This is a genomic window from Paraburkholderia sp. WS6, assembly GCF_030464835.1.
GTDB lineage: Bacteria > Pseudomonadota > Gammaproteobacteria > Burkholderiales > Burkholderiaceae > Paraburkholderia > Paraburkholderia madseniana.
On the sequence record NZ_JALQCK010000001.1, the window covers coordinates 138,572 to 153,258 of the forward strand.

The 14,687-nt window shown below is 63.3% G+C and carries 13 protein-coding genes; 8 read left to right on the forward strand and 5 right to left on the reverse strand.

The genetic code is table 11. The annotated features are described in order from the left end of the window. Positions 1–102: 102 nt before the first annotated feature. Complete coding sequence (locus M0D64_RS00590; RefSeq protein WP_266238045.1) at positions 103–1,020, forward strand: LysR family transcriptional regulator; 918 nt, start codon at positions 103–105, stop codon at positions 1,018–1,020. Positions 1,021–1,040: 20 nt separating this feature from the next. Here the strand turns inward: M0D64_RS00590 and M0D64_RS00595 are convergent, their stop codons facing one another. The 3 genes from M0D64_RS00595 to M0D64_RS00605 form a co-directional block, all read right to left on the reverse strand. Next, on the reverse strand, positions 1,041–3,512 hold the full coding sequence (locus M0D64_RS00595) for a c-type cytochrome (protein WP_266256278.1): 2,472 nt from the start codon (positions 3,510–3,512) through the stop codon (positions 1,041–1,043). Further along, entirely contained in the window at positions 3,496–4,011 is a 516-nt protein-coding gene (locus M0D64_RS00600; RefSeq protein WP_266256279.1) for a (2Fe-2S)-binding protein, read from the reverse strand. Before M0D64_RS00600 ends, M0D64_RS00595 begins: the two co-directional genes overlap by 17 nt. Before the next feature lie 107 nt (positions 4,012–4,118). Continuing rightward, the gene (locus M0D64_RS00605; RefSeq protein WP_266256280.1) at positions 4,119–5,270 is read right to left on the reverse strand and encodes an FAD-dependent monooxygenase; all 1,152 of its coding nucleotides are present in this window, start codon (positions 5,268–5,270) and stop codon (positions 4,119–4,121) included. 298 nt (positions 5,271–5,568) lie between these two features. Here M0D64_RS00605 and M0D64_RS00610 point away from each other — a divergent pair, with 298 nt between their 5' ends. The 5 genes from M0D64_RS00610 to M0D64_RS00630 are packed head-to-tail and all read left to right on the forward strand — an operon-like array spanning position 5,569 to position 11,203. After that, positions 5,569–6,321, forward strand: coding sequence for an Asp/Glu racemase (locus M0D64_RS00610; protein WP_266256281.1), 753 nt, complete (start codon positions 5,569–5,571; stop codon positions 6,319–6,321). Positions 6,322–6,344: 23 nt separating this feature from the next. After that, a complete protein-coding gene (locus M0D64_RS00615) occupies positions 6,345–7,172 on the forward strand; it encodes an alpha/beta fold hydrolase (protein WP_266238032.1) in 828 nt (275 codons plus the stop codon). 19 nt (positions 7,173–7,191) lie between these two features. Beyond that, entirely contained in the window at positions 7,192–8,232 is a 1,041-nt protein-coding gene (locus M0D64_RS00620) for a 2,5-dihydroxypyridine 5,6-dioxygenase (protein WP_266238030.1), read from the forward strand. An 11-nt stretch (positions 8,233–8,243) separates the two neighbouring features. Next, entirely contained in the window at positions 8,244–8,888 is a 645-nt protein-coding gene (locus tag M0D64_RS00625) for an isochorismatase family protein (protein ID WP_266238028.1), read from the forward strand. Positions 8,889–8,923: 35 nt separating this feature from the next. Continuing rightward, a complete protein-coding gene (locus M0D64_RS00630) occupies positions 8,924–11,203 on the forward strand; it encodes a molybdopterin cofactor-binding domain-containing protein (RefSeq protein ID WP_266256282.1) in 2,280 nt (759 codons plus the stop codon). A gap of 32 nt (positions 11,204–11,235) precedes the next feature. On the opposite strand, the gene M0D64_RS00635 is transcribed toward M0D64_RS00630, so the two are convergent. Continuing rightward, a complete protein-coding gene (locus tag M0D64_RS00635) occupies positions 11,236–11,685 on the reverse strand; it encodes a MarR family winged helix-turn-helix transcriptional regulator (RefSeq protein WP_154557886.1) in 450 nt (149 codons plus the stop codon). Positions 11,686–12,066: 381 nt separating this feature from the next. Here M0D64_RS00635 and M0D64_RS00640 point away from each other — a divergent pair, with 381 nt between their 5' ends. After that, the gene (locus M0D64_RS00640; protein ID WP_266256283.1) at positions 12,067–13,377 is read left to right on the forward strand and encodes an MFS transporter; all 1,311 of its coding nucleotides are present in this window, start codon (positions 12,067–12,069) and stop codon (positions 13,375–13,377) included. A gap of 107 nt (positions 13,378–13,484) precedes the next feature. Here M0D64_RS00640 and M0D64_RS00645 read toward each other — a convergent pair whose 3' ends face one another. Next, a complete protein-coding gene (locus M0D64_RS00645; protein ID WP_154557888.1) occupies positions 13,485–13,778 on the reverse strand; it encodes a GYD domain-containing protein in 294 nt (97 codons plus the stop codon). 275 nt (positions 13,779–14,053) lie between these two features. On the opposite strand from M0D64_RS00645, the gene M0D64_RS00650 reads away from it, so the two are divergent. Continuing rightward, positions 14,054–14,686, forward strand: a complete 633-nt coding sequence (locus tag M0D64_RS00650; RefSeq protein ID WP_093635019.1) for a helix-turn-helix domain-containing protein — start codon at positions 14,054–14,056, stop codon at positions 14,684–14,686. The last annotated feature ends 1 nt before the right edge of the window (position 14,687 follow it).

Consider the following 14,687-nt stretch of genomic DNA (forward strand, 5'->3'; position numbering starts at 1 on the left):
CGAACCGGATACTGTCGCACCGAAAGTTGCGCGTCCGTCTTAACAGCCAGAGCCTGACGCAACGCGATCGTCAGACTCCTTCACTGCCGCGATCCGAACGTCATGACAAAGTCGCACTCTGGCATTACGGATTTGAATCTGCTGCGCGTGTTTCTGGCCATCTCGGATCTACGCAGCCTGACTGCCGCGGGCGAACGCCTCGGACTCACGCAACCTGCGGTGAGTCACGCGCTCCGCCGGCTGCGTGGGTTATTCGACGATCCGCTCTTCGTGCGCACACCCAGCGGCATGGTGCCCACGGATGCGGCACTGCGTTTGCACGCACCGCTCACGCAGGCGTTCGAGATCATCAACGGGGCAGTGCAGCAGCTCGCGAAATTCGACCCCGCTACGACGACGCGCGTATTCCGCGTGTCAATGTCGGATATGTCGGAGTACTTTTTCCTGCCGCCGCTGCTCTCGATGCTCGACCGTACTGCACGCGGCATCCGGATCGAGATCGCCAATGTCTCCGTCGATTCAGTGAGTGCCGCGATGCGCAGCGGTGAAATCGATCTCGCGCTCGGTTACGTTCCGGGTCTGGATTCAGGTTGTGTGAGCAGGACGCTATTCTTCGACGAACACGTTTGCGTCGTGCGGGCGGGTCACCCTTTGCGCAAACTGAAACCAACCAAAGAAGACCTCGCGGGTTTGCGCTACGTCTATGCGAGCACAAACGCAACCGGACACCGGATGGTTGAGCAATGGCTGGAGGAATTGAATCTGCGCCGGGATATCGTGCTGCGTCTGCCTCATTTTGTCGTTGCGCCCGAGATCGTTCAGAACACCGATCTTGCCGTCATTTTCCCAAGGAGCATCGCGCAGCGCTTTAACCGCAACAAGTCCTTCCGCATCCTCCCGTTGCCTTTCTCGTTGCCACGCATTGAAATTCAAGTCCATTGTCACGCCCAGTTCTCGGCGGATCCGGGAATCGCCTGGCTGGTCGACGCCATTTACGATATGTTTCATCAGGCCGGTTGACCGGATTTGCCCGGACGGCGCTAGTGTCCCGCGCGCAATCTTGCCGACGCCGATTCGAGATCACGCCAGGCCGGCTGCCCTGGCGCGTAGCGCGCGCGGATATACGACGCGAGTTCGGCCATCTGCTTGTCGTCGAATACATCTCCGAATCCGGGCATGTAGCCCAGCGATTCCGTTGCGGGCTGATCGATTCCGTGTTGCAGCACATGCAGAAGATTGTCCGGTGAAGCCTGGGCAACGCTCGTGTTCAGCCCCATCAACGGGCGCACGCCGAAATGGCCAACGCCGCCCGATTCCGCATGACACACCGCGCACGATGCTTCGAAAATGCGACGGCCGTTTTCGAAGCCAAGTGTCGTCGTCGAACCCGCGTCCGTAGCAATCGCATGCGCGGCCGCGGCACGGGCGGACACCTCCGCGTCAACGGGTGGCGACAACGACGCGACGTAGTGAGCCATTGCGCGCACGTCGGATTCCGGCAGCGTAGCGAGCCCGGCGACGACAGGTGCCATCGGTCCCGCCGCCACACCGTGTTCTGCAGAAAAGCCCGTGCGCAAATAGTCGAATAGCGCAGCCTCGGACCACGGCACCGGCGACGCACGCGAAGCCACCAGCGACGGCGCGTCCCAGCCTTCCGCACTCCCGCCCGACAGATACGCAAAACCGCCCTTCTCCGCGCCGATCGCATTGCGCGGTGTATGACACGCGCCGCAATGCCCCGCGCCGTCGACCAGATACTTGCCGCGATTCCACTGCGCCGAGCGCGTCTCGTCAGGGACGAACGCACGCGTGTCATGAAACAGCCAATTCCAGCCGGCCACCAGCCGTCTTTGATTGAGCGGGAATGGCAAGTTCGTTTTCGGTGGCGCGTTTTTGACCGGCGCTTGCGACATCAGATACGCGTAGAGCGCCATCATGTCGGACTCGCTCATCCTGGCGAACGCGGTGTACGGAAACGCCGGGTAAAGATGCGAGCCGTCGCGCGAAACACCTTCGCGCATCGCCCGCGCAAACGCTTCGTACGACCAGGTGCCGATGCCGGTCTGCGCATCGGGCGTGAGATTGGTCGAGTAGACGGTGCCGAACGGCGTGTCGAGCGCGAAACCGCCGGCATTGGTCTTGCCGCCCGGCGCGGTGTGGCAGACCGCGCAATCTCCCGCGGCGGCGATCTGACGACCGCGTTCGAGCGTGGCCGGCGACCACAGCGAAGTGTCGACTGAGGCAATCGGGGCGATCGGCGCCGGCCCCGGCAGGACCGAGCACGCGAGGCCGATCAAACCACCCATCACGCCACCGACGCCGCCCCCGGCCAACCAGCGCCGCCAACGCGACGGACGACGCGTTTGCGCAGGTGCCGCAGCCAACGTAGCGGAAGGTGCGTCGGCCAACGCGCGGCGGATGCGCTCCGCGTCGAACGGGGGCGCACGGAAACGCACGCCGGTTGCGTCGAACAAGGCATTCGCAATCGCGGCCGCGGCGGGCGCGGCAGCACGCTCTATCGTGTCGGCCTCCGCGCTCGTCAAGGTACGCGCCGTCCCGGCAGTCGACTCGTTCAGCGCTCTCCCCGTTACGCTCAGTTCATGCGACACCGCGGCATCACCATTCGCAGAGCCGGTTTCATCGTGGGCTGACCGGGCAAGAAAGCGCACGCCGGTGGAGCGCTCGATCGCATCGGTCACCTGCCATGACGGCAAGCCCGAGACGCGCGCGGCACCCGGTTCGCCCGAACCACGGCCCGCAACCACGCGTCTGATCGCGACATCGCCAGTTTCACGATTCACGTCGACATCCACGACCCACGCCGTCCAGCTATCGGCACTCGGATTCGGCGTTCCCGCCGTGACGCGCACAGGCAGACTGCTTTTCTCATCCGACGATAGCGGCGCGCTGTGTTCAAGCGCTTCGCCGTCGAACGCGAAGCCGCGTCCGCGCACCCAGGGTGACGTCGGCTCAACCTGAGCCGCAAGCGCCCCGCCCCACGCGGCACGCTCGGTCACCATGCGGATCGTTTCGCGCGCGCCGCCGTCACGCTGCGCGTCGAGGTGCTGCAGGCGCAACGCGACGGGATCGCGTTGCAACGCATGGGCGAGTTCGTCGATGAACGATTCGCGGGCAAATGCATGCGCCTGAACAGGAATTGTCCGGGCCGCAGAAGCTTCGACCGCCACGGACGCCTGAGCGTGCCGGTATACCAGCAAAGGCACACCAGACTCGACGTCGTCATCGCACGCTGAAGCCTCTTTGTGTTCCAGCCGCGCACGGTATTGCCACGTTGTCATCGTGCCGTCGCGCTCGTGGCCGGTCTCGACCATCAGGTCCGCATAGGCCATGGCGGCCGCGTCGACCGTTTGCGCTTGTACGGGCCATTGATACCGTTCCGACCGGTACAGCGCCGCGCCGGACTTTTCGTTCTCGACAGACTGCGCACGCACAGACTCAAGCCCACGTTCATCCTCACGCACCGCTACGAGGTCGTCACCGTTCTGATTCATGCGCACCTTCATGCCGCAGATATTGCGCAGCGCGACGCACCGCGTTGACGATCTCGAAGTGCGTGCCGCATCGGCACAGATTGAAGCGCAGCGCGTCGCGGATCGCGTCGTCGTCAGGCTCCGGGTTACGGTCGAGCAACGCCTTCGCGCTCATGATCATGCCGTTCAGGCAGTAACCGCACTGCGCCGCCTGTTCGTCGATGAACGCGCGCTGCACTGGGTGCAGCGCATCGGTCGTCCCCAGTCCTTCGAGTGTCGTGACTTCGCGCCCGATCGCAATGCTCGCCGGCACGACGCACGAACGCGTCGGCTGCTCGTCGACGATTACCGTGCACGCGCCACACTGCCCGAGGCCGCAACCGTACTTCGGCCCATTCAGTTCGAAGTCGTTGCGCAGGATATACAGCAGTGGCGTATCCGGCGTGGCGCCCTGAACGGTGCGACGAACGCCGTTGACGGTGAGTGTCAGCGGACCGGCGGGCGGACTCGAATGCGCCATATCTGAGCCTGTTCACAAATGAAAGGGGACGACGTTACAGCGAAAGCACGCGGCGTGCTATGGCGCCGGCGCCGCGCGCTTCCGGATTGCATGCTTGCCACTCACACTCAGGCCGAAGCAACCTCGGCGGCCGGCGACACAAGCGGTACGTTGAACACGTCGTAGCCAAAGACCCACGACGGGTCTTCATTCGTACGCAGCCACGTGTTGTTGTGCGAGACCAGTTGCACCTTGGAGGCGCGCGTCGCACGGTTTGCTTCGTATAGCGCGAAGGCACCCGCGTAGTCGGTTGCGCCCACTTCGTCGAGGCAGCGCGTCAACATGGCCGCGTCTTCGATCGCCATCGCCGCGCCCTGCGCCATGTGCGGCTTCATCGGATGACATGCGTCGCCGAGCAGCACCAGACGGCCACGGCTCCACAACGGCAGCGGATCGCGTTCGAGCAACGGCCATTTCGTAATGGACGGCGACACGTCGATCAGATTCTGCACGTCCGGATGAAAACCTGCGAACGCCTCGCGCATTTCTTCACGGCTGCTTTCCATCATCGACACCCCCGCGGGCCACTCGGCCTGCGGCACGCCCGTGACGTAGTAATACTCGTCGCGCGCCTCGGTCACGTAGTAGACCATCATGTGACGGTCTTCCGACCACCACTTCACGCACATGTCATACGGCTTGTGGCCGAGCAGCGACGCGGGGAAGACCGCGCGATGCGCAACATAGCCCGTATAACGCGGCGGCTCCGAGCCCAGCAGATGATCGCGAATCTTCGAGTTGACGCCGTCCGCACCAATCACGATGTCGGCTGTCTCGACCGAACCGTCCGCGAAGGTCATGCGCACGTCGCTACCGGTGTCCTCGACAGCCTTCAGGCATTTGCCGAAGACGATCGTGCCGGGCGCAACCGCCTCGGTCATCAGCGCGTGAAAGTCGCCACGATGGACCGTCAGATAGCTCGCGCCATAGGCCTTGAGCGCGTGATCGCCGAGCGGAATCTGCGAGATCGCTTCTGCTGTTTTCCAGTCACGGCTGTACCAGAAGTCGGGATGCGAGCCCATCAGGTTCAGAGCGTCTTCGCAGCCGATACGACGCATGATCTTCATCACATTCGGCCCCAGGTGAATACCCGCACCCAGACGTGAAAACGCCTGAGCCTGCTCGTAGAGCCTGACGTCATAACCGCTGCGTTGCAACAACGCGGCAGCCGCCGTGCCACCGAGGCCTGCGCCGATAACGGCGATACGGGTTTTTTTCATGATGTTCTCCTGTTCGTGCGCCCGCCCAGCGACATGCTTCGACGGTCCGGTTGAGTTCGATAAAATGTAGCGTACACATTATAAATTCTTTCGACAACAAAAATTTTTCGTGCACTCGAACGCCGAATTTATCGCCTATATACGTGCAATCTCGCTTTCATTCCTCCTGTCTCTCGCCAGGAACATTTTTATTCTGTTGAATTTTTATAACGTACACACTAGACTTTGCTTCAACGTACGACGCCCTTCGCCGTCGCAAGGCGCCGGGCATCACTCACATTGACCGGAGAGCATCACAATGACCAGGACATACCGGATCGGCCAGATCGTGCCGAGCTCGAACACCACGATGGAAACGGAGATCCCGGCCATGCTGCGACTGCGCGAGACGATCCGCCCGCAGCGTTTCACCTTCCATTCGAGCCGGATGCGCATGAAGAAGGTCGTCAAGGAAGAGCTGGCGGCAATGGACGCCGAGTCGGACCGCTGCGCCCTCGAGTTGTCCGACGCGCGTGTCGACGTGCTCGGCTATGCCTGCCTCGTCGCGATCATGGCCATGGGTCACGGTTATCACCGCGTGTCGCAGGCGCGCCTGACGAAGCGCACGACAGAAAACGGCGGGCAGGCGCCCGTCCTGACGAGCGCCGGTGCGCTCGTCGATGCACTGCGTGTGATCGGTGCCAAACGCGTCATCGTCGTGGCGCCGTACATGAAGCCCTTGACCGAGCTCGTGGTCGACTACATTCGCCACGAAGGTTATGAAGTCATCGACTATCGCGCGCTCGAAATCCCCGACAACCTGGACGTGGGCCGTCACGATCCCGCACGCTTGCCCGACATCGTCAAAAGCATGCCTTTCGAGCGGGCCGATGCAATCGTGCTGTCCGCCTGCGTACAGATGCCGTCGCTGCCGGCGGTCGCCAAGGTCGAGGCCATGACAGGCAAGCCGGTAATTACGGCCGCGATCGCCACCACCTACGCGATGCTGCGCGAGCTCGATCTCGAACCGATCGTACCGGGCGCAGGTGCCCTGCTGTCGGGCGCTTACTGACCGCCACCGCAAGAGGACGCACCATGACTACCTTCCTGTACGGCGCGAACGTTGCGGCCAACGGCATCCGTCAGCACTATCTGCGCTACGGCGGCGCCGACGGTTCACGCGCGAAACGCCCCGCTATCGTGCTGATTCCAGGCATCACCAGTCCGGCGATCACGTGGGGCTTCGTCGGCGAAGTGCTGGGCCGCACGCACGACACCTACGTACTCGACGTGCGCGGCCGCGGCCTGTCGTCGGCATCGCCGACCCTCGACTACAGCCTCGACGCGCAAGCCGCCGACGTGGCCGCGTTCGTCGCGGCGCTCGGTCTGCGTGAATTCAGCCTGGTCGGCCATTCCATGGGCGCGCGCATCGCGGCGCGCGCGGCGCTGCATGCGCCGCGCGGACTCGCATCGGTGGCGCTGATCGATCCGCCGGTTTCCGGGCCCGACCGCCGTGACTATCCGGGCAAGCTGCCCTGGTACGTCGATTCGATGGCCCTCGCGCGAAGCGGCACCGACGCCGAAGGCATGCGCGCGTTCTGCCCGACCTGGACGGAAGCCGAACGCCAGTTGCGCGCCGAATGGCTGCATACCTGCGACGAGCGCGCGGTACTCGCCTCCTATGAAGGCTTCCACACCGACGATTTCCACGCGGACGCCGCCCGTCTTACCGTGCCCTCGCTGCTGATGACCGCGCAGAACGGCGACGTGGTGCGCGACGAGGACGTCGCCGAACTGCAGCGCGCCACACCGGCGATGCTGCACGTACGCGTGCCCAACGCCGGCCACATGATTCCGTGGGACAACGCTGCCGGCTTTTACGCCGCCTTCAGCGACTTCCTCGGCGCGCCGCTCGCCTACTGACCGTAAAAAGGAACCATCGATGCCAGTCAGCGACTACCAATTGATCGAAGCGTGGAAGGAAGTCCTCACGCTGTCCCGCCTCGAGCCCGGCCAGAGCGTCACGATCCTGACGAGCCCGGCCACGCATCCGCAGACCTTGTCGTGCGCACTCATCGCGACGCAATCGATGGGCGCGATCGTCAATCGGCTCGATCTGCCGCCGGTGAACGGCGAGAAAGCGTTCAGCCGCGATTCGCTCGCCTATCTGGGCACCACGCCGCTCACCGGCAACGGCCCCGCGATCGCCGCGCTGAAAGCCAGCGATCTCGTGCTCGATCTGATGACCCTGCTGTTCTCCCCCGAGCAGCACGACATCCTGAAGTCCGGCACAAAAATCCTGCTGGCCGTCGAACCTCCCGAGGTGCTCGCGCGCATGGTGCCGACCCAGGCCGACCGCACGCGGGTGCTGGGCGCCGCGAAGCGCATTTCCGCCGCACGGGAAATGCGCGTGACGTCCCCGGCAGGCACGTCGCTCGTGTGCCCGCTTGGCGAGTTCGGACCCACCGCCGAATACGGTTTCGTCGACGAACCCGGCCGCTGGGATCACTGGCCGAGCGGCTTCGCTCTGACCTATCCCAACGATCGCACCGCGCACGGCACGATCGTGATCGATCGCGGCGACATCCTGCTGCCGCAGAAGCGCTATGTGAGCGAGCCGATCGTGCTGACTGTTGAACGCGGCTATGCGACAAAGATCGAAGGGGGTGTCGATGCCGCGTTACTGCGCGACTACATGGAAACCTTCAATGATCCTGAAGGCTATGCGATCTCGCATATCGGCTGGGGGCTGCAGCCGCGTGCGCGCTGGTCGACGCTCGGTCTCTACGATCGTGAAGCGACCATCGGTATGGATGCGCGCGCGTTCGAGGGTAATTTCCTCTTCTCGCTCGGCCCGAACAACGAAGGCGGCGGCAGCCGCACGACAACCTGCCACATCGATATCCCGCTGCGCCACTGCACCGTGCTGCTCGACGACGATGTCGTCGTGCGCGACGGCCGCGTAATCGAATCGACACTCTGAGATCTGATGCGATGAATGCTCCCCAAACGCACGCCGAAGCCCATGTGTATCAGCAGCAAGGGTTCGGCACACCGCTGCCCGTGCACGGCAATATTGGCCTGTTGATTGTCGACTTCGTGGTCGGCTTTGCTGATCCCTTTACATTCGGCGGCGGCAATATCGCGCCGGCGATTGCACGTACCGTGAAGGCGCTTGCACACGCCCGCGCCGCGGGTTGGCCGGTCGCGCACAGCCGCATCGTCTACGCGGAGGACGGCAGCGACGACAACGTGTTCTCGCTGAAGGTGCCGGGCATGGCGACGCTCACCGAAGACCATCCCAATAGCGCGATCGTGCCGGAGCTGACACCCGCGAAAGGCGAACTGGTGGTGCGCAAGACCGTGCCGTCCGCGTTCTTCGGCACGCAACTCGCGCCGTGGCTCACGCAGCGCGCCGTGCAGACGCTGCTCGTGGCCGGCGCGGTGACGAGTGGTTGCGTGCGGGCCAGCGTTGTCGATGCGATGTCGTATGGGTTCCGGCCGCTGGTGTTGTCCGACTGCGTCGGCGATCGAGCCATCGGCCCGCACGACGCGAACCTGTTCGACATGCAGCAGAAGTATGCCGCGGTGATGCCGCTCGCGGACGCGCTGGTCGCGATCGAGCAGCGCGTGCGTTGACGCATGAGCGTGGTACACACCTTGGGACCCTGCCCGTGAACCGCTCCGAACTTCTGGCAAGTGTCGGCCGCCTTGCCGTGATCCGCCGGCCGGCCGCGCCGGTCAGGCCCGCCGCCGGACAGCCTGGCAGCCTCTCGACCTACGTGCCGGACGTACCCGAGGTCTTCGTCGCGATACTCGATGACGGGCGGATCCTCGCGTTCAACGGTCACGTCGATCTCGGCACGGGCATACGCACATCGCTCGGCCAGATCGTCGCGGAAGAACTCGACGTGCCGGCGAAGCGCGTCACGGTACTGCTCGGCGACACCGCCGCCACGCCGAATCAGGGTCCCACGATCGCCAGCGCGACGATCCAGATTTCGGCGGTGCCGCTGCGTTGTGCGGCGGCGCAGGCGCGCGGCGCGCTCTTCGAACTCGCGGCGCAGCGCCTCGGCGTCCCCATCGAGCAGCTTGCTACCGACGACGCCCAGATTTTCTGCGCGGCCAACCCGGACGGCGCACGCGTGACGTTTGCCGAACTGGTCGCTGGCCGCAGCATGACGCTTGAACTCGACATCGGCACGCCCATCAAGGATCCGTCGACATACCGGCTCGTCGGGCGTTCATCGCCGCGCGTCGATCTGCCGGCGAAGGCGACCGGCGCGTTGACCTTTGTGCATGACATGCGCGTGCCCGGCATGCTGCATGGACGGGTGGTACGTCCGCCTTATAGCGGCATCGATAGCGGCGCTTTTGTCGGCACATCTCTCGAGCGGGTTGAACGCGAATCCGTCGCTCATATTGCGGGTGTACGAGACGTGGTCGTGATCGGCGATTTCGTGGGCGTCGTGGCCGAGCGCGAAGAACAGGCGATTCGTGCCGCACGCGAGTTGCGCGTCAAATGGAAGCCGCTGCCGCCGCTCGATTCCCTGGATGATCCAGGCGCTGCGATCTCCGCTGCGCCGGCAAAACGACGGCCTCTGCTGGAAGAAGGCGACGTCGAATCCGTGCGCGGCCTGCCCGGCACGATCACGCTGTCACGCACCTACGTGTGGCCTTATCAGATGCATGGCTCGATCGGTCCATCGTGTTCGGTGGCCGATTACCGGGAGCCCGGCAAGGGACGCATCACCGTCTGGTCGGGCACGCAGAACCCGGTCTCGCTACGCTGCGACCTCGCGACCCTCCTGCAACGCGACGAAGCCGACATCGACGTCGTCCGCATGGAGGCGGCAGGTTGCTACGGACGCAATTGTGCGGACGACGTCTGTGGTGACGCGCTGCTGCTCTCGCGCGCGGTCGGTGCACCGGTGCGCGTGCAGCTCTCGCGTGCCGACGAACACACGTGGGAGCCGAAAGGCTGTGGCCAGGTGGTGGACGTCACCGGCACGGTGAGCGACGACGGCCGTCTGCTCGGCTACGACTTCGCGACGCGCTATCCGTCGAACGATGCGCCGCTGCTCGCGTCGCTGCTGACAGGCGCCGTCGCCCCACAAGCGCGCGTCTTCGAAATGGGCGACCGCACCGCCGTCTCGCCGTACGAAAGCCCGCACCGCCGTTTCGCATGCGACGATCTCGCCCCTCTCGTGCGTTCGTCATGGTTTCGCGGTGTGTCAGCGCTGCCCAACTCGTTCGCGCACGATTCGTTCGCCGATGAAATGGCCGCGCTAACCGGCTGCGACCCACTGGAATTTCGGTTGCGCCATCTGAACGACACACGCGCTGCCGAACTGCTTGAAGCGGTTGCCGCGCGCGCCGGATGGAAGCATCGCAAGCGCGGCAGTGAAGCGGCTGACGAGCGCTATGCGCGCGGACATGGCATCGCTTACGCACGCTACGTGCACAGCCGCTTTCCGGGCTTTGGCGCGGCATGGTCGGTGTGGGCGGTGGAACTCGTGGTGGATCGCGTGACCGGGCAGGTGCGGGTCGAGCGCATCACGGTCAGCCAGGACACCGGCACGATGATCAACCCCGACGGTGTGCGCCATCAGATTCACGGCAACGTGATCCAGGTCCTGAGCCGCTCGCTCAAGGAGCGCGTGCGATTCGTCGACGGCAAGGTGGCGAGCCGCGAATGGGGCAGCTACCCGATCCTGACTTTTCCGGAGTTGCCGGCCGTCGATATCGTGCTGATGCCGCGTCAAGGCGAACCGCCGCTGGGCGCCGGCGAATCGGCCTCCGTGCCTGGACCCGCCGCGCTCGCGAATGCGATCTACGACGCGACTGGCGTGCGCCTGCTCGCGCCGCCGTTCACGCAAGAGACCGTGCGCGAGGGTTTGCGCGCCGCCGGCAAGCTGCTGGCGGCTGAACCGGCGCATGCGGCGAATACTTAGGAGCCACGCAAGACGATCGCGGCGTGACTCGCCTACTCGGCGTCCGCGTCCGACTCCATCATTTTGCGCAGCAGAAACAGCATGGCGACGCGCTCGCCCGCATTCAGCGCGCCGTAAGTGCGCTCCGTGACCTCCTGGGCGAACGGCACGGTGCGCTCAATCAGTGCGAGGCCCGCCGCGGTGGGGCGCACGACGAGCTTGCGTCCGTCGTTCGGGTCGGCGCCCACCTCGATCAGCGCGCGCGCCTTCAGGCGCTCGACGACGCCGCGGATCGTCGCCTGATCGATTGCAGTTGCTTTGACGATGTCATTTAGCGAGCACGGTTGCTGCTCTTTGACCGCACACAGTGCGACGAACTGCGCGGCGGTCAGATCGGAATCGGGAATCGCTTCCTGAAAAATCGCGACATGCCGTTGATACGCACGACGCAACAAGTGGCCGATCTGATCGTGAAAGTCGTAGGAATCCTTGCGCGGCGCCATAGGGGTACAAGGCCGGGCGGCCTGAAGACGAAAGAGAAAGAGTGTACACCCTCTAACCGGACCCTCAATACGGGCTTGATCAATCTCTCTCATCGAGCGGCTTATTTGTAGCTAACACGCTTTACATTTTTCATGCACTTCCGCTGTGCAAGAGGTACGTACACGCTCGCATGAAAGCACGAATTACAGGTATTTCTACGAGAAATTGAGCGAATCGATGAGGAAATTTTATGGGCTTTGGCCGGTATTTTTCCACACCGTATTTTGAAGCGTATACGCTACGTTTTTAGCGTGATACACAGACATCTGCAAGCGAAGTGCGAGTGATCTCTGTCGCACGACATCCACCTTTTTTCGCACCACCTTCCGGGAGTGGCAGTCATGGCGAATGTTTATCAGGGCAGTGCCGTGCTCGACACGAGCAGCACCGACAATAGCGAGCTCTATCGCAAGGTTACGATCCGTCTCATCACGTTCTTCTGTCTGTGTTATTTCGCGGCGTATCTCGACCGAATCAACATCGGTCTCGCGAAGCTGCAGATGCTCGACGCGCTCAAGTTCAGCGATACCGTCTACGGCCTCGGCGCAGGCCTGTTCTTCGCCGGCTATATCCTCTTCGAGGTACCGAGCAATCTGATTCTGCAACGGGTCGGTGCGCGCTTGTGGATCGCCCGCATCATGATCACGTGGGGTCTGCTGTCGGGCGCGACGCTGTTCGTCACCACGCCGATGCAGTTCTATATCGTGCGCTTCCTGCTCGGCGTCGCCGAAGCCGGATTTCTGCCGGGCGTGCTGCTCTATCTGACGCAGTGGTATCCCGATGCACGCCGTGCTCGCATCGTGGCGCTGTTCATGGTCGGCTTGCCGCTGTCGAGCATGATCGGCAGCCCCATTTCCGGCTGGATCATGGCGTTCTTCAACGGCGCGCACGGCCTGGGCGGCTGGCAATGGCTGTTCCTGCTCGAAGCGCTGCCGTCGATCGCACTCGGCATTGCGATCCTCGCGTGGCTGCCGAATAACATCGAATCCGCCCGCTGGCTCAGCGCCGCGGAGAAGAAAACGCTGCGCGCGAATCTCGACGCGGAGCCGTCCGGCAACAAGAGTCATTCGCTAAGCGGCGCCTTCGTCGACTTCAAGGTGTGGGCGCTCGGCCTCATCGATCTGTGCGTGCTGCTTGGGCTGTACGCGACGAGCTTCTGGCTGCCGTCGATCCTGCGCGACACCGGTGTAGCAGATCCGTATCACATCGGTTGGCTGATGGCGATTCCGAATGCGTTAGCCGTGCTGAGCACGCTTTACTGCGGCGCCAGCTCCGACCGGATGCGCGAACGCCGCTGGCATATCGTGGTCCCGTTCCTCGTGGCGACGGTTGCGCTGGTTATCGCCGGTTCCGGCCACCACGGCACGGTCGCGACGGTCATTCTGTTCTCGCTGATCAACGCGGGCGCGGCCGCTGCGATGCCCGTGGTGTGGTCGCTACCTTCGACCTTCCTGAAGGGCCCCGCCGCGGCGGCGGGTATCGCCTTCGCCTGTTCGATCGCGAACCTCGGTGGCTTCGGCAGCACGTATTTCATCGGTTGGCTGCGCGATACGTTCCATTCGCAAAGCGCAGGTCTGTTCGGCTTCGCCGCATGCATGATCGTCGGCTGCGCGCTTGCGTTGACCTATTCCGCCAAGCTCGTGAACCGCTGATCGGTTCGTTGCGATGCGCGCGCCTCGCTGCGGCGCATCGTAACGCTTGCCGGCGTAGCAAAAGAATCGCGGAGGGAAGCGGTTAGCAAGGCGGGTGTCGGCCTGTTTTATGGGAGTTTGCCGAGAAGAGCGCTGAATTCGTCTTTCTTTAATGCACGGAGCGTTTGCGTGCGGACATTGCCTGCGGCGCCGAGCGCCAGGCCGAATGACATGAAGCTTTGCTCATCCGGTGCTTCCACGATCGTGACAATGTCATATTGGCCCATCGTCCAGTAGATCTCTTTCATTTCACAGCCAAAACTCTTGGCCATCTCTGCCGCTTGACCAGCCCGCTGTGCGCTGTTTTTGACGGCGCGAATACCCTGATCAGTAAACTGTGCAAGAACCACATAAGTCGCCATGACGATTCCCCTTACGAATAGTACGAGTTGGGATTCAGACGCGCAGGCTCGACAGCGAACGCTACTGCAATCGAGTTGCTCGAAAGCGTTCTGCGCGTAACCTGATTCTAGGTAATGGAATCGCGTGTCACCGCATCAATCTCGACACGCAGCGTTTCCGATGGGAAAAGTTGCTCGGTGGTCGCACGAGCCGGACGCTACCCAGACCCTCCCTTCCCAAATGTTATTATCGGAAACATCGAACGCCGCGCAAGGCGAGCATTTAAGCCAGCCCCATGGACACCCACCTCACCAAACCCGCCGACCCATCGACAACCGACCTCGGCCGCCGCGTCCGCGCCGCCCGCCAGGCGCAGGACTTGACGCTCGAAACCGCGAGCCGCCTCTGCGGCGTCTCCCGCTCGACCCTCTCCAAAGTCGAAAACGGTCTGATGTCCCCGACTTTCGACGTCCTGCAGAAAATCGTGCTCGGTCTGAAGATTGAAATCGGCGAGCTCTTCGGCTCGACGCCCAAAGTCAGCGCCAGCGGCCGCCGCGCGTTGACCCGCAAAAACGAAGGCCAGCGTCACGCCTACCGCGGCTATCAGATGGAGTTGCTCGCCACGGATCTGGCGCACAAAGCGATGTTGCCGTTTCGCATCCGCATTTCGGCGCACACGCTGGATGCCTTCGATGACTGGGGCCGTCACGAGGGCGAAGAATTCCTGTACGTGATCAGCGGCAGCGTGTGTCTCTATTCCGAGTTGTACGCACCGACGCATCTGAATGCAGGCGACAGTCTTTACTTCGACAGCCGTACCGGCCACGCAGCCGTGTCCACTAGCGACGAAGACGCCGAGGTGTTGTGGATGGCAACCAGCGCCGACATCCCGCAGACGTCGGCTACCTCAGAGCCGGCGAAAAAATAGC

Coding starts and splice junctions, on each gene's coding strand:
- M0D64_RS00595 (WP_266256278.1), bottom strand. CDS start 3,512: ATGAATCAGAACGGTGACGACCTCGTAGCGGTGCGTGAGGATGAACGT.
- M0D64_RS00600 (WP_266256279.1), bottom strand. CDS start 4,011: ATGGCGCATTCGAGTCCGCCCGCCGGTCCGCTGACACTCACCGTCAAC.
- M0D64_RS00640 (WP_266256283.1), top strand. CDS start 12,067: ATGGCGAATGTTTATCAGGGCAGTGCCGTGCTCGACACGAGCAGCACC.
- M0D64_RS00645 (WP_154557888.1), bottom strand. CDS start 13,778: ATGGCGACTTATGTGGTTCTTGCACAGTTTACTGATCAGGGTATTCGC.
- M0D64_RS00635 (WP_154557886.1), bottom strand. CDS start 11,685: ATGGCGCCGCGCAAGGATTCCTACGACTTTCACGATCAGATCGGCCAC.
- M0D64_RS00625 (WP_266238028.1), top strand. CDS start 8,244: ATGAATGCTCCCCAAACGCACGCCGAAGCCCATGTGTATCAGCAGCAA.
- M0D64_RS00610 (WP_266256281.1), top strand. CDS start 5,569: ATGACCAGGACATACCGGATCGGCCAGATCGTGCCGAGCTCGAACACC.
- M0D64_RS00605 (WP_266256280.1), bottom strand. CDS start 5,270: ATGAAAAAAACCCGTATCGCCGTTATCGGCGCAGGCCTCGGTGGCACG.
- M0D64_RS00650 (WP_093635019.1), top strand. CDS start 14,054: ATGGACACCCACCTCACCAAACCCGCCGACCCATCGACAACCGACCTC.
- M0D64_RS00620 (WP_266238030.1), top strand. CDS start 7,192: ATGCCAGTCAGCGACTACCAATTGATCGAAGCGTGGAAGGAAGTCCTC.
- M0D64_RS00615 (WP_266238032.1), top strand. CDS start 6,345: ATGACTACCTTCCTGTACGGCGCGAACGTTGCGGCCAACGGCATCCGT.
- M0D64_RS00590 (WP_266238045.1), top strand. CDS start 103: ATGACAAAGTCGCACTCTGGCATTACGGATTTGAATCTGCTGCGCGTG.